Below are 23,786 nucleotides of genomic sequence, written 5' to 3'. Positions count from 1 at the left end.
AATCAATAGATTTTCGCTTATTAATTGTTATTTATTGGAATTAATATATCATTTAACACATATTTTATATTTTATAATTTCTTATGCAAAATTTTACATTTTTCGCTAGCTGTGCAAAGGGTATAGAGCTTTTATTAAAAGATGAGCTAGATGCGTTAGGCATATCATCATCTGAAAAACTTGCTGGAGTTGAGTTTGAGGGATCTTTTGAAGATGCCTACAAAGTTTGTATTTACTCTCATCTAGCAAGCCAAGTTATGCTAAAAATAGCTACTCAAAAAGCTACAGATCAGCAAGCTTTATATGATTTTATATCATCAATAAATTGGTTAGATTACTTTGATGTTAACACAGCTTTTAAAATCATAATCTCAGGTAAGCATTATGATTTTAATAATACTATGTTTGTTTCGCAAAAGACAAAAGATGCTATAGTCGATCAGTTTCGTAGAGAAACTAATGAACGACCAAATATTGATACTGATAATCCCGATAATATAATAAAATTACATTTACATAAGCAGTATGTGAATGTGTTTTTATGCTTAAATATAGAGAGCCTACATAAGCGTAGCTATAGACAATTTCAAGGCCAAGCACCTTTAAAAGAATCTTTAGCAGCAGCGATACTTATCAAAGCAGGGTGGTTAGATGAACTTGAAAAAGATCAACCTATATTGATTGATCCAATGTGTGGTTCTGGGACTATTCTTATTGAAGCTGCTCTTATGGCAAAAAATATAGCTCCTGTGTTGTTAAATAAAGAATTTAAGCTATTCAATTCAAAGCTTCATGATCAAGACTTATGGAGTAACTTATTAGAAATAGCAAAAAAAGCTCAAAAGCCAACAAATGCAATTATTCAAGGCTATGATATTGATAACAATGTTTTAGATAAGGCTGATAGAAACATTTATCAAGCTGGTGTTGAAGATGTTGTTAATATTAAGCGACAAGATATCCGTGATCTTGAAAATGAGTTTGATAGTGAGGGTTTGATAGTTACAAATCCTCCTTATGGTGAGCGTTTATATGGTGATCAGCTTGATGAACTTTTAGACATATTTAATGGTTTCGGTGATAGATTATCTCAAGACTTTTATGGTTGGAAAGTTGCGATTTTGACAAGTTTTGATGAATCAATTAAAGAAATGCAGCTACGTACTACTAAGAAGAATAAATTCTATAATGGCGCTATTGAAACAGTATTGTATCAGTTTGATATAAATGAGCATGCAAGATTTAAACATGAAAGCCAGCTTGAGAAAAATATTCGTATAGCTGAAGCAAGTGCACAAAAGTCAGATGAGCATATAGATTTTTCTAATAAACTGAAGAAGAATCTTAAAAACCTAAAACCATGGTTAAAGCAGTCGGGAGTAGAGTGTTATCGTTTATATGATGCTGATATTCCAACTTTTGCTGTAGCTGTAGATATATATGGTGAGCATGTGTTTTTACAAGAATATCGTGCCGATGCTACTATAGATCAGAATATTGCTAAACAAAGATTTTATCAAGCTATATATCAGATACATAAAACTCTAGATATTCAATATGAAAATATACATACAAGAGTCCGTCAGCGTCAAAAAGGCAAAGAACAGTATCAAAAAAATAATGACAAAAATAACTTTCACGTTATTAATGAATTTGATGCTAAATTTTATGTGAATTTTGATGACTATTTAGATACTGGTATTTTCTTAGACCACCGTAAAATTAGACAGCTTGTGGCAAAAGCTTCAAAAAATAAGACTTTATTGAATTTATTTAGTTATACATGCACAGCTAGTGTTCATGCTGCTTTAAAAGGAGCAAAAACTACAAGTGTAGATATGTCTAACACTTATCTTGAGTGGGGTAAGAATAATTTTGAGCTAAATAACTTAGATATTAAAAAGCATAATTTTATTCAGGCAGATTGTATTAGTTGGTTAAAATCCAACAGCGAGAAGTTTGATGTGATATTTTTAGATCCACCAACATTTTCAAACTCTAAGCGTATGGATGATATTCTTGATATTCAAAGAGATCATGAATTGCTGATAAATTTAGCTATGGATTCCCTCAAAAAAGATGGAGTATTATATTTCTCTAACAATTATCGTCGCTTCAAAATGTCACAAGAAATAATAGCTAAGTTTAATTGTGAGAATATTGATAAAATTTGTTTATCAAGAGACTTTTTATCTAACAAAAATATCCATAATTGTTGGGAAATTAAATACAAGAAATAAATATTATAAACTTAATGCATAATAGTTTTTGAATATGCACAAATAATAATAGTTCCAATAAGTATAAACGATGTTCCTAAGACAAATGGTAAATCCAACTTTTGCTTAAAAAATAGATATCCTATAATTCCTATTAAAATAATTCCAAATGCTGACCATATAGAATACGCAAAAGCAATATTCATATATTTTAATGTTAATGATAAAAAGTAAAACGAAAGTCCATAAAATATCAAAACAAATAGTGAAGGAACAATCCTTGTAAAACCATTGCATAATGGTAACGAAACTGTCCCAAGGACTTCAGTGATTATAGCTATAACTAGATATACGTATGGCATAGAAGATGTATAATTTAGGTATTATATTCTTAATAATATTGTAGAATTGGCTTAATTAAAATATTTTTTATTCAACCACAAAGCCACATTTACTAACCCAATCAAAACTGGCACCTCAACCAGAGGACCAATTACACTAACAAAAGCTTCGGTAGAGTTTATGCCAAATACTGAGATTGCAACTGCTATAGCTAACTCAAAATTATTTGAAGCAGCTGTGAAGCTCAAAGATACGGCTTGCTCATAAGTTGCTTTAGCTTTATATGACATAAAAAATGATATGCTAAACATTATCAAAAAATATATCAAAAGCGGAATAGCAACCTTGATTACTTGAAATGGCAAGTTAATTATTTCATTTCCTTTTGTAGTAAACATCAGCACTATAGTAAATAGTAGGGCGATCAATGTCAGAGGTGATATCGCTGGAGTGAATTTATCTATATACCATTGTTCGCCTTTATTAGAGATTAAGATAGCTCTAGTTAATATTCCAGCTACAAAAGGTATTCCTAGATATATTCCGACACTTTTTGCAATATCTAACATTGATATATTTATATTGATGTTCGTATCAAATCCCAGTAGTTTTGGAATAACTGTAATAAATATATATGCGTAAGCAGCATAAAATATTATTTGAAAAATAGAATTAAACGCAACTAATCCGGCACAATATTCTCTAGATCCTTTGGCCAAGTCATTCCATACAATTACCATAGCAATACATCTTGCTAACCCTATTAAAATTAGTCCTATCATAAAGCTAGGTTGGTCATGGAAAAAAATAACTGCTAAGATAAACATCAGAATAGGACCAATCAGCCAGTTTTGGATTAAAGATAAAAGTAGAATTTTAGTATCTTTAAATATTTCTGGCATTGTTGAGTATTTAACTTTTGCTAGTGGTGGATACATCATCACAATTAGACCTAGTCCTATTAACCAATTACCTGATCCAATATCAAATTTTGATATAAAGTTTTTAGCTTCTGGTAGAGTATATCCAATAGTGATACCCGCAATCATAGCTAAAAAAATCCATAAGGTCAGAAACCTATCGAGAAACTTTAATTTCATTATTACTCCTTAAATTTTACAAATTTCAGAAATTTCTAGTTTAGATATTATTTGTTGAACTTCTTCGTCTTTATCTATTTGTTTGAAAAGCTCATTTAAAATGTTTAATTGATATTCTGGAATATTTTTATCTAGTTTATAAAACACCCATTTGCCTTGTTTAAAAGACTCTAGCAATCCAGTAGTTACAAGATTTTTTAGCTGTATTGATAACGCTCCTTGAGTTAATGAGATAAGTTTTTGGATATCACATACGCAAAGAGTATTTTTGTTTAATACATATAAAATAATTAATCTATTTTTATCAGAAATTACTTTTAAAAAATTTGTGATAGATGACATATTGAAATAAATATATATTTAAATTTATAAATATAATAATGGTTTTAATTATGATTTTCAATTTGTTTCTAATACTTATCGAATAACTTAATATTTAGCCAATATAGACTAGATGTGTTAAAATCTAGCTAGTTTAGAGTAATATTTAATTTTTAATGAGTCGATTCAGTCAAAATTTGATGTATGTTGGTATATTGTTTATAGTTTTTATATCTTGTATATATTTTTTTGTTTCTAAGAATATCCCTGAACCAAAAGGTGTATATTTACCTAAATATAGTGCAAAATTGCCAGCTACAGATCCAAAACAAGTCAGAATATTTAATCTACGTTATCAAACAGATACACAAGATAGCATAGGTGAAATAAGAGTGGTAATAGGTGTAGATCAAGAGAGAGATTTCCAAAAACTATGTAATCAAAATATAAGAGAGGCTGTAAAATTAGCTGCTCAAAATGGCGCGCATGAGATAAAATACGTTTGTCTGTTCCCAGAGGGTCAAATTACTGAATTAAGTAGTGTTCAATTACGGGCATATGCTTTTAGAGATTAGTAACAATGAAAAAGTTAAATATAGTTTTTGCTGGAACTCCTGATATTTCAGCACAAGTTCTAAAAGACTTATATCAATCGCAGCACAATATTCAAGCGGTGCTTACTCAGCCAGATAGAGCAAAAGGGCGTGGTAAGAAGATACAATTTTCACCTGTCAAAGAAGTGGCTATAGCCAACAACACACCAGTGCTTCAACCATTATCTTTTAAGAAATATCCTCAAGTACTTGAGCAAATTAGAGAACTAAAACCAGATGTCATAGTTGTGATAGCCTACGGAATTATACTGCCTCAAGAGTTTTTGGATATTCCTAAATATGGTTGTTTAAATATTCATGTTTCATTACTTCCTAAATGGCGTGGTGCAGCACCTATCCAGAGAGCAATTCAAGCAGGAGACTCTAAAACTGGAATCTGTATAATGCAAATGGATGCTGGACTTGATACTGGAGATATATTGAATACTCTAGAGGTTGAGATACAAGATACAGATACATCCCAATCACTACATGATAAATTCGCTAAACTATCAATAAAACCATTATTAGAAACTCTAGAAAATATTGATACGATCAAACCGCAACCTCAGCAAGGTGAGCCTACTTATGCACATAAGATTACTAAGCAAGAAGGTCTTATAGATTTTACAAAATCTGCCAAAGAAATTAGTTGTCATATTAGAGCATTTACTCCATGGCCATCAGCATTTTTTATGCTAGGAGGTGAGCAAGTCAAAGTAGGTGATTTTGAGATACTTGAAAAATCATCAAATGATGAAGTTACAGCAATTACGGATATAACTAAAAATGGTTTTGACATTGCTACAAATGACAAGATAATCAGATTTAAGCAATTACAATTTCCCAACAAGAAAATGTTAAATATTGCAGATATTTTGAATGGCAAAGATTTAGATAAATATATCGGGTATAAAATAGGATAAATAATGAAAGTAGGATTTATAATAGATAACTTAAACTCTTTTAATATTTCAAAAGATAGCACATATATGATGCTACAAGCTGCTCAAGATAAAGGCTGGGAAATTTATACTTTTTATTTAAATGATTTATCTATAATCAATGGTAAGCCAAAAGGCGATGCGCTTAAGATAAAAATCCATAAAGCAAAAGAGTCTTGGTATGAAATATTATCTCAACATCATGATTTATCACTGTTAGATCTTGATTGTATATTTATGCGCAAAGATCCACCATTTAATATGGAGTATATATATGTGACATATATGCTTGATTTGGCAAAAAAACATGGAGTGTTAATCGTAAATAATCCGCAAGCACTTAGAGATTTTAATGAGAAAGTAGCTATTTCAAATTATCCTAAATTTGCACCAAACACTCTGATAACTAGAAGCTATAAGCAGATTAATCAATTTTACGCAGAGCATAAAGATATTATTGTTAAGCCTCTTGATGGAATGGGTGGCAGCTCTATCTTCAGGATCAAAGATGGCGACAAAAACAAAAATGTTATCCTTGAAACTCTAACTCATCATGAAACCAGATATATAATGGTTCAAGATTATCAAGAAGCAATCAAAGATGGCGATAAGAGAATTTTGATAGTAAATGGAGAACCTATTAAATATCTCTTAGCTAGGGTTCCTAGTGATAGTGATAATCGTGGTAACTTGGCAGCTGGAGCTAGAGCTGAAGTAAGAGAACTTCAGGAGCAAGACTATAAAATAGCTAAAAAAGTTGCTAAAAAGCTGAAAAAAGAAGGGGTAATGTTTGCTGGTTTAGATGTGATAGGAGATAAACTAACAGAAGTTAATATTACTAGTCCAACTGGTATTCAAGAGATCTATAAAGCTACCAAAGTTAATGCTGCAAGCTTACTAATGCAAGCAGTCGAGAAAAAAATAAATAAAATGAGACAGGAACAAGAACATGGAGAATAAAATTAACTCTCAAAGTTTATTCCAAGAGGCCTTACAATATATACCTGGTGGAGTTAACTCTCCAGTTAGAGCATTTAAGAGTGTTGGGCAAGAATTTCCAAGATTCATAAAATCAGCGAAAGGTGCTTATTTGTATGATGTTGATTGGAACAAATATATAGATTATATCGGATCGTGGGGACCAATGATTTTGGGTCATGGTGATGATGATGTCCTTGAAGCTATACAATGTCAGCTAAAAAATGGTCTAAGTTATGGCGCTCCTTGTAAACAAGAGATTGAACTTGCTAAAAAAATAGTAGAGCTTATGCCAAATATTGAACAAGTTAGATTCGTAAATTCCGGTACTGAAGCGACAATGAGTGCTATTAGATTAGCAAGAGCATATACAGGTAGAAATAAAATTATCAAATTTGAAGGCTGCTATCATGGACATGCTGATGAGTTTCTTGTAGCTGCTGGATCTGGAGCACTATCATTAGGTCAGCCAAATTCACCAGGTGTACCAGAGGATGTAGTTAAGGATACTTTAGTTGCTAGCTTCAATGATATAGACTCAATACAAGCTCTCTTTGAAAAATACAAAGATGAAATCGCTTGTATCATAGTTGAGCCAATCGCGGGCAATATGAATATGATTTTTCCACAAGATGATTTCTTAGCTAAACTTAGAGCGGTATGTGATGAAAATAATAGCTTACTTATCTTTGATGAAGTGATGACTGGTTTTAGAGTTGCTTTGGGTGGTGCTCAAAGTATTTATAATGTGAAGCCTGATTTAACAACATTAGGTAAAGTGATTGGTGGTGGTATGCCAGTAGGCGCATTCGGTGGTCGCAAAGAAATTATGCAAGAAGTATCTCCGGCTGGACCAGTATATCAAGCTGGTACTTTATCAGGTAATCCAATTGCTATGGCGGCTGGTATCAAAACATTAGAAAAAGTTTCACAAGATGACTTTTTTGTTAAATTAGAAGCTAAAGCTAAACAATTAGTTGATGGATTGAATGAGGCCGCTAGAGTTTATGACTTTAATTTTCATGCGAAATATTTAGGTGGAATGTTTGGACTATTTTTCTGTAATGAAAAGGTTGCTGTTAATACATTTACAGATTTAGGTAAAACTAATCTTAAAATGTTTAATAAATATTTTGCATATATGCTTGATAATGGAGTATATCTCGCTCCATCTGCTTATGAAGCGGGCTTTATATCAATTGCTCATAGTGATGAAGATATCGAAAAAACTATTTGTCTCACTAAAAAGTTCTTCCAAGATAATCAAAGTTAATTAATCCCAATGAATAACAAATTTAAAGATATTTTGCTAATTTTAGCTACAATGATTGTAGCTTTTTGTATGTATGGCGTAGCTAATTTTTATGCTCCTGATGAAACTAGATATTCTGAAGTAGCAAGAGAGATGCTTGCAAATCATAACTTTATAGTTCCATATATTGATGGAATGATATTTTTTCATAAGCCTCCGCTAGTATATTGGATTACTTGTATATTTATGAGCATATTTGGCGAGAATACATGGGGAGCAAGACTTGTAAATCCTGTATTACTAGGTACATGTTTAATTTTTACATATATAGCAGTACGCAAAGTATTAGAGTGCCGTCAAACAGCATTATTATCAGTAGCAGTAAGTTTAAGTACGATTTTATTTCTATTTGTTGGTAGATATTTGAACATGGACTTAGCAATAGCTGTATTTTTAAATATGACTATGCTTAGTTATTGGGTAAGCCTTAAATATGATGATGACTACAAGGAAAGTACGTATTGGCTTATTTTAGCATTTATATTTGCTGGTTTAGCTGTTATGACTAAAGGACTAATGGGAATAGTTTTTCCTATGGCTATAGTAGGTTTATATTCTGTTATTATGGGACAGTATAAAAGGTTACTTGATATTAGGCTTTACCTAGGTTTGGTAATTGTAGCAGTTATTTCGTTACCATGGATATTTGCAGTTGAACAGTATCATCCTAATTTTGCTTATTATTACATAGTAGTACAACAGATACTTAGATATTCTACAGATGAGCAAAATAGAGAAGTTTCTAAAATTATTTATTTGTTAGCAATTATGGGAGCTTTTTTTCCTTGGACTCTGTTTTTACCTAAAATTCTTAAGAGTTTCTTCTCAAAACAGGCTTTTAAAAATCGTAAGCAAAATTCAGATAAGTGGTTTTTATTTAGTTGGGCGACATTTATATTTATATTTTTTGGGATTTCTAAATCTTTCTTATTTGGTTATTTAGCACCATTAATATTACCATTATCAATACTTGTAGCTATGCACTTTAAGAGTATAGACTTACAAAAGTTTGATAAGTGGGATAGTATAAGCTTTAAATTTATTATCCTTATTTTTACTTTGCTACCTATCGTTGCTGTGGCTCTTTTATGTCTTCCTCAGTATTGGATTTTTGGCTATAAATATTTCTTAATCTTATTAGCAATTGCAATAATAGCTACTGTAATCACGATCAAATTAATCAAAGAATTAAATACTTTTTCAGTAAATAAATTAGTTGCTTATATTTGTATTATGATGATGACTATTGCAAATTTAGGTTATGTACTAGGAGATTATTTTGATACAAGCTCTAAATATAAGACAGCCCAAGAAATATCTAAAATATATCAAAAATATCCAAATGCTCAAGTTTTTGAGAGTGATCGCTTTTATGACATTATCTTCTACACTAAACATAATGTAATTATTATTAATGATGAAGGTGAGTTAGATGATGTTAGAGAGTTCCCTAAATCAAATGTAGATAAATATTTAATGAAATTTGATAAATTTGTTAAATATTGGAATAACTCAAATCAGTTAAATATTCTTGTTGTAAAAAATAAGGCTAAAGAGCATAGTCCTCTAGCTTTTGCTGACTATAAAAAACAACTTAATCTAAGTAAGTTTTATGTAATCTCTAGTCAAGATAATGCGACGATAGTTGCTAGCGAAAATATAAAAATATAGTTTAAAGACTTATTCGTTATTTTGATTTGGGGGCATGATATTGCATATATCAATAAATCTATAGTCACTTAATCTCGCTATAAAATCATTGCTTGCTTGATTTAGTATAAATTTGAGTTTACAGTTCGGTATTAATGGACAGGTTGCTTTATCCTTATCAAAACATTCTACAATGTTCATTGGTTCTAGTTCTTTGACAATAGTTGATAAATTGATATTGTATGTAGCTTGAGAAATTGACACACCACCAAATCTACCTTTATATGATTCTATATAGTTCAGATTGGATAATTTATTAATAATTTTAGTAGCATGATTAAGTTTAATATCTAATATTTCTACAAGATCCTTAGTTTTATATTTTTGTTTAGGATTTGATCCTAAAATTATTAATATTCTGAGAGAGTAATCAGTAAAAGAAGTTAAATTCATATAAAATATTTTAGTAAAGATGTTTTCAAAGTATAGGATAAATTTGTATAAATTATAATATGCATATATAATGCATATTATAATTTGAATATATGGAGACATCTTATGTTAAGTCAAAAGAATATAGATACAATAAAAGCAACAATTCCTATTTTAGAAGAAAATGGAGTTGCTTTAACAAAACATTTCTATGATAGAATGTTTAGGCATAATCCCGAAGTTAAAAAGTTTTTTAATACCTCAAGACAAAAAAACTCATCTCAACCAGAAGCTTTAGCTGTAGCAATTTTGGCTTATGCAAAAAATATTGAGAATCTTGAGGTTTTAGGCAATGCAGTAGAGCTAATAGCTCAAAAACATGCATCATTACAAATCAAAGCGGAGCATTATCCAATAGTAGGGTTTAACTTAATCGAGTCAATTAAAGAAGTCCTAGACTTAAATGATAATGATGACATAGTTATAGCTTGGACAGAAGCCTATAATTTATTAGCTGAAATTTTGATTAATCGTGAAAAGAGTATATACGAAGAGAATTTAGAGCATTATGGTTGGAATAATTTTAAAGAGTTTGAGGTAATCAAAAAAGAAAATGAGAGTATAAATACATATTCTTTCTATTTTAAAAATAATCTTTTTAGAAGATATGATTTCAAACCAGGACAATATATTACTGTTAGAGTTCCATATAATGGAACTACAACTATGAGAAATTATAGTATTTCTTCAGCTACTGGTGAAGATTATATAAGAATAACTGTTAAAAGAGAGGGGCAAGGTTATGTATCTCAATACCTATCGCATGAGATAAAAGTTGGTGATAGAATAGAAATAGCGCCTCCTTGCGGCGAATTTTTCTTGGAAGTAAATAAAAATCTTGATAAACCGATAGTTCTAATTTCAGCAGGAATCGGTATTACGCCTTTAATGAGTATGCTTTTATCAGAGTTAAAAACACAAAATCAAAGACAAATACTTTTTGTCTGTGGTAAAAAAAATATAAATGAACATCCTTTTGCTAAGATGTTAGAAAAACTATCAAATGAGAACCCAAGACTTAAAACTATTTTCTTTTACGAAGATAATTCTGAATCTGACGCAAAGCAAGGACTAGTCTGTATACATACTGTCCAACAACAGCTTAGTGAAGACAAAAATGATGCTCAATACTTCTTTTGTGGACCTAAAGAATTTATGCTTTCTATACATGAAAAGTTATTAAAAAATGGTGTTAGAGAAAAAAATATTCACTATGAATTCTTTGGCTCAAAAACAGCTTAAGACATTAAATTTGAACAGGCAATTTTCCTGTTAGGATATTACCGCTAAAAATATTTTCTAACGCTGCCTGAATGTTAATTTTTAGAGAAGTCTTTGTATAATTTGTCTGGTCCATAGAAGTTGCACCATAAATACAAACATAATTGACAATATTATCGATATAATTAATATCATAAGGAGCAAGTGCTGCTATATTTATAGTTTGCTCTGGCTTTATAGAAGTTATATAACTATAAATCTGATTATATTCACGAAGATTTGCTGAAATTAGCAAAATTATATCAGCACTTTCGATACTAATTTTTATATCTTGATTATTAATATTTTCAGAGTTTATGATAGTAGGGGAGTTATTTTTTGATATTATTTTTTGTAACTCATCATCAAAATCTGCCATACGTTGATTATCGCTATCTACAATCAAGATATTTTTTAGCTTATTGAGATCGCATGGAATAATTCCTGAATTTTTGACTACAGTTGTACTTTGCTTGGCTATATCTAAAGATATTTGTTGATGTTTACTAGAGTTAACTATTTGATTAGCATATTTTAATTGCTCATCGTGTGAGAGTTTGAATATTAAGCCTTCTTTGAGTTTATGTTTTGCTTTGAAATCAGTAATATTCGTGTAGGCATTATCAACTGCACTAGCAAAATTAGGATTTTGATTATATTCTTTTTCTAGTTCACAAAAAAGCTCTTCTAACTTATAAAGATCATTTTCTGACCATACTCGAACAGGCATTAATAAAATATCTATACCAGCTAAAATAGCTAATTTAGATGCTTCAATAGTTCCAAAATGTTTAGCAATAGCATGCATGTCCATAGCATCAGATACTACTAGACCATTAAATTTCATTTGTTGTTTTAGTAATTTAGTTATTATCTTATAAGAAAGAGTAGTTGGCACATAAATATTCTCACTTGTTGAAGCTGATTGATACTGAGTATCATCCAGGGCTGGAATACTAATATGAGCTGTCATTATCATACTACAATCTTTAGCAAGTTTACTAAAAGGTAGTAGCTCTGTAATCTCTAATTCTTCCGAAGTTTTATCTAAGATTACATTACCTAAATGACTATCTGTTGTAGTGTCACCATGACCAGGGAAGTGCTTAATACAATCTATGATTTTAGCATCATGATAACCATTTATAGCATTTTTGGCATAGTCAGTAACTACATTAGGATTATCCGAGTAAGACCTTACACCAATTATAGGATTATTTTTGTTAGAGTTAACATCCACAGCTGGAGCAAAATTAATATTAATACCTAAAGAATATAATTCATCACCAATTATTTTAGCCATAGTATAAGCATTACTAGGATTATCTGTTGCAGCTAGTGCCATATTACCGCAGCCACTAGTACCTTGTTGTAAGCGATTAACTCTACCACCTTCTTGATCTGTAGCAAAAAATATTGGTGTATTGATATTAGCTTGAAGATCTCTTAATAGAGAAATAACTTGCTCATTATTTTGAATATTCTCCCTAAAGAGAATAAAACCACCTAAATTATAATCTTGAAAGATCTTATTGACGATATCATTAGTTTTTGTAAAAGGTATACGCTGATTATTTGAATCTTCACCCCAATAGCGAAAATCCAACATAATTAGTTGACCAAGTTTTTGTCTTATATTTGAGTTTGTAGACATCTACAGTTTTAGAATAATAATTAATATGAGAATAAATATATCACAGAAGTATTAGCTTTGTTTACATTCCCCAACCATGACTTACCAAAATCTTCTGACCTGTTAGAGCATTGGTTTTGAATCCAGCTAAGAATATAGCTGTATCAGCAATATCTTGAACTGTTGTGAACTCACCATCTACAGTGCCACCAAGCATAATATTTTTGACCACTTCTTCTTCACTGATATTTAGCTCTTTTGCTTGCTCTGGAATTTGTTTTTCTACTAATGGAGTCATCACAAAACCTGGACCAATTAGGTTAGATGAGATATTGTGCTCAGCACCTTCTTTAGCTAAAGCTCTTACAAAACCAACTTGTGCATGTTTAGCTGCTACATAAGCGGCTTTATTTTTTGATGCAAGAACTGAATGAACAGAGCCTACAACTATAACTCTACCACCAGTTTTTAGTTCAATCATATGTCTCATAGCAGCTTGAGTTACAAGTAATGTACCAGTCATATGAATATCAAATAATTTTTTCCAAGCTGATACACTAAAATCTACTATAGGTGATATTATCTGAATACCTGCGTTATTAATCACAGTATCGATACGACCAAATTTTTTGACAGTTTGATCTACACCTGATTTCACTTGGTCCTCATTTGTAACGTCCATTTGTACAGCTAAAGTTTCTACAGTATATTTATCTGCTAAATCTTTTGCTACAGCTTGTGATTTTTCTAGATCTAAATCTGCGATTATTACTTTAGCGCCTTGTTTTGCAAATTCTGTCGCCATACCTAGTCCAAGACCTGATGCAGCTCCGGTAATTAAAGTCACTTTATTTTTAACTGACATTTAAAATCTCCTAACTATAAAAAGTATCGTTGGTTATCTAAGTTTATTATATATTACTAATTATCAGATAGATGAGAAAATAATAGATTAATTACAATAATCATATATATAATCTATATTATTTCAGATTGAATAATGTTTTAGATGTCTAAATATATATGTCTTAAAAAGAACAGTATTATCTTAGGTATTACTGCCTCTTTGGTAATAGGTTTTTTTACAGTTCTACAAGTTGTCTTAGACTTACAAAATATTTATGCTTTGTTTGCAGCATTAGGATGCTTTGTAGTAGCACTTCATCAAGTTTCAATACGTAATCATAGTATTAAATTTAAGCTACATGCAGGAGTATTATTTATATTTTGTATGAGTATAGCAATATCTTTAGGTAGTTATTACTCACATGATTTAATTACAAGTTCACTTATATTACTAGGGTTTTCTTTTTTGATTGGCTACACCGCAAAATCAGATTTGGTTTTTGCTAATGGCATTCTCTTTATTGCTGATATATATGTTATAGGAACTGGATTTAATGCTGACGTCACTGATTCAATACTCATCGGATTATTTACACTGATAGGAGCATTAGCATTTATAATAGTTTTAGTAGTTATTCTAAAAAAAATAAGTATAAAAGATACTTTTGATGATAATTATAGAAGTATAAGAATACTGCCAGATATAGATTCTACTATTTATGCGGTTAGTTTATCACTTGGTTTAATTATAGGTAATTTTATATCGATTTACTTTGACATTGAAATAGGATACTGGATACCTATGACAGTTTTATTAATATTTAAACCGGATGTAATTAGATCATCTACAGCTATTAAGCATCGTTTGATAGGTACTATAATAGGGTCATTATTTGCCATACCTTTAGCTATTTATTTATCAAATGCTTACATTATTTGGATGATTTTGTTTATAACAACATTTTTTACTATATGCTGTATCATTAAGCATTATGGAAGCTATGTATTCTTTTTGACAATATTTATTGCAATGCTCTTAAAACTAGCACATTTATCTGGGTATGAGATAAGTTTATCTAGACTAATTTATACTGTTATAGGTATAGTTATAGTAGCTACAATAATCATACTATCAAAAAATATAAGAACAATTTTAAAAAGAATCTAGGAAAATACTACTTAAGATAATCAAAAACTACTTTACCAAAACCTAATGTAACATCAGCGATAAAGTGAGAACCTTTGACAATTTCTAAAACAGGTAAATGATGAAGAGCTGCTTGAACATGATTAAATACTTGCAAATCTACAGGTCCAGTCCATGCACCTTTTACAGTTACATCTTTAACATGGTACTTTACAAGTTCACAAATACTTACATCTCTACCATTAACATGAGGTATGGTTTTAAGTAAGAAGTTAGGGGTTTCTTCTAGCGATTTTTTGATAGCATCTTTATCAAGCTCTTGATATTTATATCCCATTGTTCCAAAAGCCACATCAACACTGTTATATTTTACTGTACCTAGTAATGTATCAGAATCTACTGTAAGAGTAGGGTGAGCATATTTTTTTGGAAAGCCCCATATTTCACGTCCGGCAGCGATTGACGGTAAATTATCTAATAGCATAATATGGGAATATAAGCCTTTCTTACCCTCAAATTCAACTTCAATAAGTTGTCCAGCTTCATTAAAGCTACCAAAACCATTTGCATCATGCATTTTCATGAATTCAAATTTTACAAGACCAGTTGGTTTAAGGGGCTCTGGTACATATTTTTTTAGGATTTCTATATCTGCTATATAGTCGATTATGAAGTATTCTCTATTTGTAAATTTATAAACTATTCTATTTGCTGTAGGCGATACTAGCGGCATCGAAAAAACATTTTTTTTAACATCTTCTATTTTCATTTAGATCTCCAGAATTGTTTTTGTTCCAGTTAACATTATAAGCTTTAATATTTTTTTTAGTAATAGTAATAACTCAAAGATGTTTGATTAAAAGCATATTTACTATTTTTTTGAATTAAAAATACTCAATAAAAATATCTATTTAATAGTATAAAGTTGAATTATGTATTATATTTGTTAAAAGTAAGCTTTTGATTATCTTATGCTTTTATTAAGTGGTAATTTAAGGCTTACGGGTTCATACTTAGAAATTTTTTGAGGCAAATTTTATGAAAAAAAACTATTTAATAGTATCTGTGGTGATGATTGGCTTTTTTGCTGTATCATTTGTGACTAATATTCTAGGACCTATAATCCCAGATGCAACTAATGATCTGCATTTGACACTTTCGCAAGCTGGGGTTTTACCGTTTGCATTTTTTATAGCTTACATTATTTCAATTCCGGCAGGCTATGCGCTAGAGAAATATGGATCCAAAAAGATGATCTTATTTGCTTTTTTATTGGGCTCTCTGGGTTCAATTTTATTCTGTCTAAAAGTTAGCTATCTTACTTATATTGTAAGTTTATTTATAGTTGGTACAGCTGCTGCGATATTACAAGTTGCTTTTTGGCCTTTATTAAGAGTTGCTGGTGGAGAGGAGAATTACTCATTTTTCTCTGTATTACAGCAAGTATTTTTTGGAGGAGCATCATTTGTTAGTCCATTTGTACTATCTTATTTAGTTATGAATCTTCCATATTCTGGAGATAGTAATTATTTTTTACTATTTTTTAATAAGCTAACAGGGACAAACTTTAGTTGGGTTGCTATTTATTGGTTCAATGCAATTGTAATGTTTTTGCTAGTAATATTTATTGCTTTAATTAAGTTTCCAAAAGTTGAGTTGAAGGAAGATGAGAAATTGGAGGGTTTTGCTACTGTATTACATCTTTTAAAGAATAAAGTCGTAATAATATATTTCTTAGCGATCTTTGCTTATGTTGGTCAAGAACAAGGAATTAGTGTCTGGATTTCTAAATTCTTGAGTGATTATCATGGCTTTAATACCGAAACTGTAGGCAATACTACAGTAGCATTATTCTGGATCATGCAATGTGTTGGCGGTATTTTAGGTATAGTTTTATTGAAACTATATAATGTCAAAAATATTTTGAAAGTATTTCTAATCTTACAACTAATATCATTGTCTCTAGCATTGTTTGGATCGGCTACTATGGCTTTGATATTTTTCCCTGTTTGTGGTTTTTTGACATCGATAATGTATGGAGGGGTTTTCTCATTAGGAATGAATTCTCTAAAATCACATCATGGAACAGTATCAGGAATATTCTGTACGGGGATAATTGGTGGTGCTATAGTGCCATTAGTGGTTGGTAATATTGGAGATATCTTAGGCTTAAGAATAGGAATGTGTTTTGTATATCTAACTATAATATATATTTTATATGTAGCCATAACAGCTAAGCCATTAATTGATAATAAAACTATAAAGCTAACAGAATTATTTAAAAAATAAGTTGAAGTGATATGAGTAAAGAAATTCAAATTAAGAATAGAACTGTGGTTGGTGTTGATATTGGTGGCACTAAAGTGAATGCTGGTAGGGTATGTGGAGAAAATTTATTAGACTCTTACTTGAGCAAAATTCCGCCAGATGCAGAACATAATGCTCAATCTGTTATTGATGTTGTCATAGATACTATAGCAAAAGTTTTCACTTCTGAAGTAGAGGGCATAGGCGTTGGTATTCCTAGTGTTGCAGATCGAGAGAAGGGAATTGTATATGATGTACAAAATATTAAATCATGGCAAGAGATTCATCTAAAAGAAATACTAGAGGCAAAGTTTAAAGTACCAGTTTTTATAGATAATGATGCTAATTGTTTTGCTATAGGTCAAAGACTATATGGCAAGGGCAAAGAGCATGAAAATTTCGTTGGTATTACAATAGGCACGGGTATTGGTGGCGGTATTATCAATAAAGGCTCTTTACTAAAAGACTCTAATTGCGGAGCAGGAGAGTTTGGCATGTTACCATATTTAGATGGAATCTTGGAGGATTATTGTAGTGGCCAATTCTTTATAAAAAAGATAGGTATTGAAGGTGTTGAGATCCTTAAACGAGCAAGAAATAATGATAGCGATGCTATAGACATCTATAAGCAATTTGGTAAACATCTTGGAGTAGCAATAAAGTCTATTATGTATACTTTAGATCCAGAGGTGATAATAATTGCAGGATCAATAATGTCAGCTAGAGAATATTTTGAAAAAGCAATGTGGGAAGAGATTAAAACATTTGCCTTTACTCAGTCGGCTAAAAAAATTAAAATAGAATGGTCAGAAACCGAAGGTGATTTTCAGGTTTTTGGTGCTGCAGCTGTTTATTTGGATAGAAGTAGCAATTTATGATTTTGTTAAAAGAGCAAGGCTAAATGAACAAAACTCAACAACAAATATTAACCTTTTTAGATGATAAAAAATATGTAAGTGGTGAAGATATTGCCCAAAAGTTAGGTATATCAAGAGCAGCAATTTCAAAAAATATCAAAGCACTTAAGGATAACTATCAAATAATAGTATCTTCTAACTCAAGAGTTGGATATCGACTCCAAGAAAAATTAGATCTAATAAAGGTTGATGAACTAGCTAAAGTTTTTAATAATATAAATTATTTTTATTCTATAGACTCAACATCTAAATATGCAATAGAAAATCAAGCTAAGTATAGTGAGAATGCAATTTTTATCTCAGAATTTCAAACAGATGGATTTGGACGATTTAAACGTAAATGGATTTCACCATTTGGTAAAAATATCTATTGTACTATGCTTGAAGTAGTTGAGCTAGATATATCGAAACTTAATGGATTATCCTTAGTTGTAGGAATCAGTATTGCAAGAGTTCTAAAAAATATTAACTTAGATGCTAAATTAAAATGGCCTAATGATATCTATGTAGATGATAAAAAGATAGCTGGTATTATTATAAATGTTAGTGCCGAAATTAATGGTAGAGCGAAGCTATTTATAGGTTTTGGTATAAATGTTAATATGCAATATAATGAAGAAATATCTAAAGATTGGACATCAATAAAGTTACAATCTCAACGCCATGCTAATCGAACTAACCTAACTATACAAATTATCAAGGCTATTAAAGAAGATTTAGCAGTTTTTATTAATAAAGGTTTTACATATTTTAAAAATGAATTTGAATCACTTAATTATCTAAGAGATAAAGAGTTTTCATTGGCTTTAGTTGATAAAACTTATAATAACTGTAACTATGTTGGCCTAGCAAATAATGGCGAAATTCTTATTAAGAATAGTGAAGGGAATTATTCATTTTCTTCTGGCGATATTAGTATCTTGGATAAATCTATAAAATCTAAATAATCAGCATTTTGAGAAATTTTTGCACTACACTTATATCCTGATAGTTGTTCTATAGTATTTATTTGTTCATCAATGTATTTGATATTTGAGTCATTACAATTAGCAATCCAACCAGCTAATTTAATATTATGACGATTTAACTCATTTATAGTTAGTAAGGTATGGTTTATGCAACCAACTTTTATAGCTGATACTAGTAGTACTGGTATTTGCAGAGCTTTTATTAGATCAAACTGGGTAGAATAGTTTGAGTATGGAGTTAATAATCCACCAGCTCCTTCGATAAATAGAATATCTAAATCTCGACGAGTATACTTATCTTCAATAAATTGCTTGAGATTTTCAATTGAAATATCTACTTTTGATTTTGCTGCTATTATATGTGGGGCAACTGCTTCACTGAATGAAATTAGGTTTATTTCATCTGCTGTAAATTTGTTCTTATAAGCATTTAGAATATTCTCTATATCTTCACACAGTTCTGAAAATTGACTTTGTCCAGATGCTACAGGTTTCAAACAAAGTGATTTAATATTTTCATACTCACAAGCTTCAATGAGTTTGGTAGAGATATATGTTTTGCCTACTTCAGTATCAGTACCAATTATAAAAAACTTTTTCATAAACTATTCCTTAAAACATATAAATAGACCAATATGATAACTAAGGTTTATACGGTCAGTATTTGTAAGAAACTTTTTGATATTTGAAAAGCTAGGTTTATTATTGCTTCCTGTATAAGTATTAACTCCCGTAGATTTTAGATGATTTGTTAGTTCTTTAAAGTTATTGAATTTAATATCTAAATATAAATCTTCATGATGTAGGCAGTTCAAGTTAGATTTTCTGATAAAGTCTAAAATATTAGAACTACTGTGCATTTTATTTATTCTTAGTATGTCTTTTACTTGATGAAAATTGTTATCTAAAACAGTACTAAAGGCTAAAATTGCACGATTATTTAATTTTTTTGCCAGATTTTTAATTAATGATTCTATGTTTTGGCTCCATTGGAACGACATATTTGAAAATATTAAATCATAGCTATTTTTAAGTAGACGTAGATCTGTATCAAAATTAAGTTTTAGTGTGTTTATATTTGTATATTTTGAATTTTTTGTTAAAGCAATATCGCAAGCATCTATTTGCTTTGCTGAAAATATCCTATTAAGTTCTAATGGCTCTGATAAGTCGCGTACTCCTAAATTTAGAATATTGTTAGTATGATTGTAGCTAACTAGTCTTGAGTAGTTTAGTGTCTGCTCTAAAAGTAATTGGCGTACTTGATTTTGGATAGTTGAGTTTTTAGAGTAATCTGTAGCTTTTGCAAAGTTACTTTTAACTTGATCATATATGTTCATATTTGACCTCTTTTGAGATAATTTCTAAAGCCTGATGAATTTGGTCAAAGGTGTTATTACTGTGTAGTGAAAATCTCAATATAGCTTGATCTTTAGGTACTGTAGGATATCTAAAACAAGACACTATTATTTTATTTTCAAAGAGCTTATCCTTTAATCTAATCGCTAGATTAGCATCATTTAGTTGGATACTTCTAATAGGTGATAAATCTTTAGACACTAGTTCAAGATCTTTATCATCACATAGTTCATTAAAAAAAATGATATTTTGTTGAAGTTTTGCTCGATTATCATTAGCCTTTTCAAGGTTTTTTAGTTGTATCAAAGCAGCTTTTAATATCATTGGTGGTAATGCTGTTGTATAGATATAGTTACGTGCAAATTGTATTAGGTATTCTGCAATTGCTTCTGTAGTACAAACCACAGCACCGACTCCACCAAATGCTTTACCAAGAGGAAAAATACAGATAGGACAATTTTTATAGCTTATTTGAAAGTAGTTGATTGCGCCACGACCATTTTTACCTAAAACTCCAAAACTATGAGCCTCATCAACTATAAGCTTTTCTGGTGTGATTTTAGCTAATTTATCAAGTTGAGTAATTGAACCTGAGGTACTAAAGACTCCTTCTGTTGTAGTGAAGCTCTTGCCATCATATATATCTTGAAGGTGACCTAATTGTTGATGTTTGTATCTTTTTAGTTTAGCTTGTGAAAGTTTGATTCCATCAATAATAGATGCATGGATATACTTATCTGCAAAGATACTATCATGCTTACTAAATAGTGTTGAATAAATTGCTAAATTTGCCATAAACCCTGAACTAAAAAATATAGCTCTAGGATAGTTAACAAACTTTGCAAACTCATATTCAAATTGCTGTGTTTCATCGGTGTAACCACAGACTATATTAGATCCCTTACTTCCAAAACCATATTTATCAAAACCAGTTACTATGGCATCTTTAAGATTGTGTGCTGATGATAGATCTAAATAATCGCTAGTTGTAAAATCAATAGTGGAATCATCCTTTACAAAAGGAGTTAACTCTCTTAATAAATTATCCTTTTGATATTGAGTATATTTGTCTTGTAGGTTTAACATAATTCGACATTTGATTCCAAACCAAGCTTAGCTAATAAAAAATTATCAGAATTAACAGTAGCATTATTCTCTGTTAATAATTTATTACCATAAAATATTGAGTTAATACCAGCAAGAAAACATAGAGTTTGAGTTTCCAAAGACATATTTTCTCTACCTGCTGATAATCTTAGGCGTGCTTGTGGAAATAGTATTCTTGTAGTTGCAATAAATCTTACTAATTCAAAACTATCAATTTGAGCATTTGTATATTTATCTCCTAAAGGAGTTCCTTTAACAGGTATTAATGTATTGATAGGAATACTTTTTGGAGCAGCAGGTAGTTGTAATAACTCTAGTAATAAATTAAATCTATCATCTAGAGATTCACCCATACCCAATATACCACCACAACAGACATTTATATCAGCGTTAGCAACATTTCTAATAGTTTCAATTCTTTCTTCAAATTTACGTGTGGTAATTATTTCTGGGTAAAATTCTCTTGAAGTATCAAGATTATGATTGTAGTAATCCAGTCCTGCTTGCTTTAGCTTAGTTGCTTCATCAGCATTAATACTTCCGAGAGTCACACATGTTTCTAAGCCAAGATTTTTGACTTCAGTAATAATCTCAGCAACTTGATCAAAGTCTTTTTTAGGAATGTGCTTCCAAGCAGCACCCATACAGAATCTTTTGGATCCAGCATCTTTCGCATTTTTTGCTTCTGCCAATATACTATCTTTATCTAATAGTTTATGCTTTTCGATACTAGTATTGTAATGGCCACTTTGAGGACAATATTTACAGTCTTCTGGGCAAGTACCAGTTTTGATACTTTTTAGTGAGCATAACTCAATATCATTACCAAAGTTTTTGTTGTGAATTTCTAAGGCTTGTAAAATTAATTCTGTTAATGGTCTTGAGTAAATTTCTTTGATTTGTTCCAATGTCATTTTTTATAAAAAATTGTTTTAAAGTTGTAAAGTATTTTATATCTTGTGTACAATTTATGTCAACTTAATATTTTACAAAAGGTTTACAATATGTATAGCTCAAATATATGGCATCCATGCACGCAAATGAAAGACTTTGAAAAATCACCTCCTATGAATGTTTATAGAACTGAAGGGAGATATATCTACACTAAAGATAATAGAAAGCTTTTTGATGTTACATCAAGTTGGTGGTGTAAATCTCTTGGACATAGACATCCATACATAATAGATAAGCTTAAGACACAACTAGATAAATATGAGCATACGATATTTGCAAATACTACAAATGATGAAATAGATAGGTTTAGTCAAAGAATTTGTAATTTGACAGGTATGGATAAAACTTTATACGCAAGTGATGGATCTTGTGCTGTAGAGATAGCTCTAAAAATGACGACACACCTTAGAAGCTTTCAAAATCAAACTAAAAAGACTAAGTTTGTCTGTCTTGAAAACTCATATCATGGTGAGACATTGGCAACTATGAGTGTTAGTGATTGTGGTTTATATTCTGATCCATATAAACCATTATTATTTGATAGTTTTAAGTTAAAAAATATTCCGTATGTTAGTGGCAAAAGTGATCCACTATGGGCAAATGCTGAAGTCTATTGGAGTAAATCTCAACAATATCTTGAACAACACAAAGAATTTATTAATGCTTTAATAGTAGAGCCAATTTGTCAAGGTGCTGGAGGTATGTTGATTTATAGCAAAGATTACTTAAATAGACTTTGTAGGTGGTGTAAGGAAAATGATGTTTATATTATTTTTGATGAGATAATGACCGGAGTAGGGCGACTGGGTAAATTTTTTGCTTATGAATATCTTGATATTAAGCCTGATTTTTTGTGTGTTTCAAAAGGATTAACCTCTGGGATTATACCTTTTAGTATTGTTTTGACAAAAAATCAATATTATGAGATGTTTTATGATGATGAGTTAACTAAAGCTTTTTTACATTCACATACTCATAGTGGTAATGTTTTAGGAGCTGTAGTAGCAAATGCAGTATTAGATATATTTGAAGAAGAATATATACTTAACAATGTTAAAGATCTTGAAAAACAATTTAGTAAATCTTTTCTTGAGCTACAAGAGCAATTACCGATTATAAAAAATATCAGAGGTATTGGAGCAATTATTGCAGCAGATTTAAATATTGATAAAAAAAGAGCTGGCCTAGATGTTTATCGAGAAGCTATAAAATTAGGCGCATTATTAAGACCATTAGGAAATACTATCTACTGGCTACCACCACTAAATAGTACACAACAAGAAATTGAGTTGTTAAAGAACGCAACAAGACAATCTATATTAAATACATTTAGTTAA

At 30.3% G+C, this 23,786-nt stretch carries 23 protein-coding genes; 12 read left to right on the top strand and 11 right to left on the bottom strand.

What is annotated here, in order from left to right:
• Window positions 1–83 precede the first annotated feature (83 nt).
• On the top strand, window positions 84–2,240 hold the full coding sequence (gene rlmKL, locus FTPG_RS07485; RefSeq protein ID WP_004287835.1) for a bifunctional 23S rRNA (guanine(2069)-N(7))-methyltransferase RlmK/23S rRNA (guanine(2445)-N(2))-methyltransferase RlmL: 2,157 nt from the start codon (window positions 84–86) through the stop codon (window positions 2,238–2,240).
• Between the two features lie 11 nt (window positions 2,241–2,251).
• Here the strand turns inward: rlmKL and FTPG_RS07480 are convergent, their stop codons facing one another.
• Genes FTPG_RS07480 through FTPG_RS07470 form a run of 3 tightly spaced genes read right to left on the bottom strand, consistent with a single transcriptional unit; the run spans window position 2,252 to window position 4,003 of the window.
• Window positions 2,252–2,581: a DMT family transporter gene (locus FTPG_RS07480; protein WP_004287834.1), complete on the bottom strand. Its 330-nt coding sequence runs from the start codon at window positions 2,579–2,581 to the stop codon at window positions 2,252–2,254.
• Between the two features lie 51 nt (window positions 2,582–2,632).
• Entirely contained in the window at window positions 2,633–3,661 is a 1,029-nt protein-coding gene (gene arsB / locus FTPG_RS07475; protein ID WP_004287833.1) for an ACR3 family arsenite efflux transporter, read from the bottom strand.
• Window positions 3,662–3,670: 9 nt separating this feature from the next.
• Window positions 3,671–4,003 (bottom strand): ArsR/SmtB family transcription factor, encoded by a 333-nt coding sequence (locus FTPG_RS07470; protein WP_004287832.1) that lies wholly within the window; start codon window positions 4,001–4,003, stop codon window positions 3,671–3,673.
• A gap of 155 nt (window positions 4,004–4,158) precedes the next feature.
• Between FTPG_RS07470 and fvfA the strand changes: the two genes are divergently transcribed.
• Genes fvfA through FTPG_RS07445 form a run of 5 tightly spaced genes read left to right on the top strand, consistent with a single transcriptional unit; the run spans window position 4,159 to window position 9,480 of the window.
• Window positions 4,159–4,557 (top strand): Francisella virulence factor A, encoded by a 399-nt coding sequence (gene fvfA / locus FTPG_RS07465; RefSeq protein WP_004287831.1) that lies wholly within the window; start codon window positions 4,159–4,161, stop codon window positions 4,555–4,557.
• Window positions 4,558–4,562: 5 nt separating this feature from the next.
• Complete coding sequence (fmt, locus tag FTPG_RS07460) at window positions 4,563–5,501, top strand: methionyl-tRNA formyltransferase (protein ID WP_004287830.1); 939 nt, start codon at window positions 4,563–4,565, stop codon at window positions 5,499–5,501.
• Window positions 5,502–5,504: 3 nt separating this feature from the next.
• Entirely contained in the window at window positions 5,505–6,479 is a 975-nt protein-coding gene (gene gshB, locus FTPG_RS07455; protein ID WP_004287829.1) for a glutathione synthase, read from the top strand.
• Window positions 6,469–7,770, top strand: coding sequence for a glutamate-1-semialdehyde 2,1-aminomutase (gene hemL / locus FTPG_RS07450; RefSeq protein ID WP_004287828.1), 1,302 nt, complete (start codon window positions 6,469–6,471; stop codon window positions 7,768–7,770). The genes gshB and hemL overlap by 11 nt, the downstream gene beginning before the upstream one ends.
• A 9-nt stretch (window positions 7,771–7,779) precedes the next feature.
• Window positions 7,780–9,480 (top strand): phospholipid carrier-dependent glycosyltransferase, encoded by a 1,701-nt coding sequence (locus FTPG_RS07445; RefSeq protein ID WP_004287827.1) that lies wholly within the window; start codon window positions 7,780–7,782, stop codon window positions 9,478–9,480.
• Between the two features lie 9 nt (window positions 9,481–9,489).
• On the opposite strand, the gene FTPG_RS07440 is transcribed toward FTPG_RS07445, so the two are convergent.
• Window positions 9,490–9,912 (bottom strand): Rrf2 family transcriptional regulator, encoded by a 423-nt coding sequence (locus FTPG_RS07440; protein ID WP_035722708.1) that lies wholly within the window; start codon window positions 9,910–9,912, stop codon window positions 9,490–9,492.
• Window positions 9,913–10,017: 105 nt separating this feature from the next.
• Between FTPG_RS07440 and hmpA the strand changes: the two genes are divergently transcribed.
• Window positions 10,018–11,193: an NO-inducible flavohemoprotein gene (hmpA, locus tag FTPG_RS07435; RefSeq protein WP_035722589.1), complete on the top strand. Its 1,176-nt coding sequence runs from the start codon at window positions 10,018–10,020 to the stop codon at window positions 11,191–11,193.
• A gap of 4 nt (window positions 11,194–11,197) precedes the next feature.
• Here the strand turns inward: hmpA and FTPG_RS07430 are convergent, their stop codons facing one another.
• Window positions 11,198–12,865 carry a glycoside hydrolase family 3 protein gene (locus tag FTPG_RS07430; protein ID WP_004287824.1) on the bottom strand — a complete coding sequence of 556 codons (1,668 nt, stop codon included), beginning with the start codon at window positions 12,863–12,865 and terminating at the stop codon, window positions 11,198–11,200.
• Window positions 12,866–12,926: 61 nt separating this feature from the next.
• On the bottom strand, window positions 12,927–13,709 hold the full coding sequence (locus FTPG_RS07425; RefSeq protein ID WP_004287823.1) for a 3-hydroxybutyrate dehydrogenase: 783 nt from the start codon (window positions 13,707–13,709) through the stop codon (window positions 12,927–12,929).
• Window positions 13,710–13,853: 144 nt separating this feature from the next.
• Here FTPG_RS07425 and FTPG_RS07420 point away from each other — a divergent pair, with 144 nt between their 5' ends.
• The gene (locus FTPG_RS07420; RefSeq protein ID WP_004287822.1) at window positions 13,854–14,858 is read left to right on the top strand and encodes an FUSC family protein; all 1,005 of its coding nucleotides are present in this window, start codon (window positions 13,854–13,856) and stop codon (window positions 14,856–14,858) included.
• 7 nt (window positions 14,859–14,865) lie between these two features.
• On the opposite strand, the gene FTPG_RS07415 is transcribed toward FTPG_RS07420, so the two are convergent.
• Window positions 14,866–15,606 carry an acetoacetate decarboxylase gene (locus FTPG_RS07415; protein WP_004287821.1) on the bottom strand — a complete coding sequence of 247 codons (741 nt, stop codon included), beginning with the start codon at window positions 15,604–15,606 and terminating at the stop codon, window positions 14,866–14,868.
• A 269-nt stretch (window positions 15,607–15,875) separates the two neighbouring features.
• Between FTPG_RS07415 and FTPG_RS07410 the strand changes: the two genes are divergently transcribed.
• From FTPG_RS07410 to FTPG_RS07400, 3 genes are read left to right on the top strand one after another with little or no spacing between them, the layout of a single operon-like run.
• Window positions 15,876–17,126: a sugar MFS transporter gene (locus tag FTPG_RS07410; RefSeq protein ID WP_004287820.1), complete on the top strand. Its 1,251-nt coding sequence runs from the start codon at window positions 15,876–15,878 to the stop codon at window positions 17,124–17,126.
• Window positions 17,127–17,137: 11 nt separating this feature from the next.
• Window positions 17,138–18,022: an ROK family protein gene (locus FTPG_RS07405; protein WP_004287819.1), complete on the top strand. Its 885-nt coding sequence runs from the start codon at window positions 17,138–17,140 to the stop codon at window positions 18,020–18,022.
• Between the two features lie 23 nt (window positions 18,023–18,045).
• Entirely contained in the window at window positions 18,046–19,008 is a 963-nt protein-coding gene (locus FTPG_RS07400) for a biotin--[acetyl-CoA-carboxylase] ligase (protein ID WP_004287818.1), read from the top strand.
• Here the strand turns inward: FTPG_RS07400 and bioD are convergent.
• The 4 genes from bioD to bioB are packed head-to-tail and all read right to left on the bottom strand — an operon-like array spanning window position 18,951 to window position 22,409.
• On the bottom strand, window positions 18,951–19,631 hold the full coding sequence (bioD, locus tag FTPG_RS07395; RefSeq protein WP_004287817.1) for a dethiobiotin synthase: 681 nt from the start codon (window positions 19,629–19,631) through the stop codon (window positions 18,951–18,953). The genes FTPG_RS07400 and bioD overlap by 58 nt on opposite strands.
• Window positions 19,632–19,634: 3 nt before the next feature.
• Window positions 19,635–20,369, bottom strand: coding sequence for a methyltransferase domain-containing protein (locus tag FTPG_RS07390; RefSeq protein ID WP_004287816.1), 735 nt, complete (start codon window positions 20,367–20,369; stop codon window positions 19,635–19,637).
• Window positions 20,356–21,474, bottom strand: coding sequence for an aminotransferase class I/II-fold pyridoxal phosphate-dependent enzyme (locus tag FTPG_RS07385; RefSeq protein ID WP_004287815.1), 1,119 nt, complete (start codon window positions 21,472–21,474; stop codon window positions 20,356–20,358). The genes FTPG_RS07390 and FTPG_RS07385 overlap by 14 nt, the downstream gene beginning before the upstream one ends.
• Window positions 21,468–22,409, bottom strand: a complete 942-nt coding sequence (gene bioB, locus FTPG_RS07380) for a biotin synthase BioB (RefSeq protein ID WP_004287814.1) — start codon at window positions 22,407–22,409, stop codon at window positions 21,468–21,470. Before bioB ends, FTPG_RS07385 begins: the two co-directional genes overlap by 7 nt.
• A 90-nt stretch (window positions 22,410–22,499) precedes the next feature.
• Here bioB and bioA point away from each other — a divergent pair, with 90 nt between their 5' ends.
• A complete protein-coding gene (gene bioA / locus FTPG_RS07375; protein ID WP_035722585.1) occupies window positions 22,500–23,786 on the top strand; it encodes an adenosylmethionine--8-amino-7-oxononanoate transaminase in 1,287 nt (428 codons plus the stop codon).

The organism is Francisella philomiragia subsp. philomiragia ATCC 25015 (assembly GCF_000156715.1).
Taxonomy (GTDB): domain Bacteria; phylum Pseudomonadota; class Gammaproteobacteria; order Francisellales; family Francisellaceae; genus Francisella; species Francisella philomiragia.
This window is presented reverse-complemented; position numbering and strand designations above follow the sequence as displayed.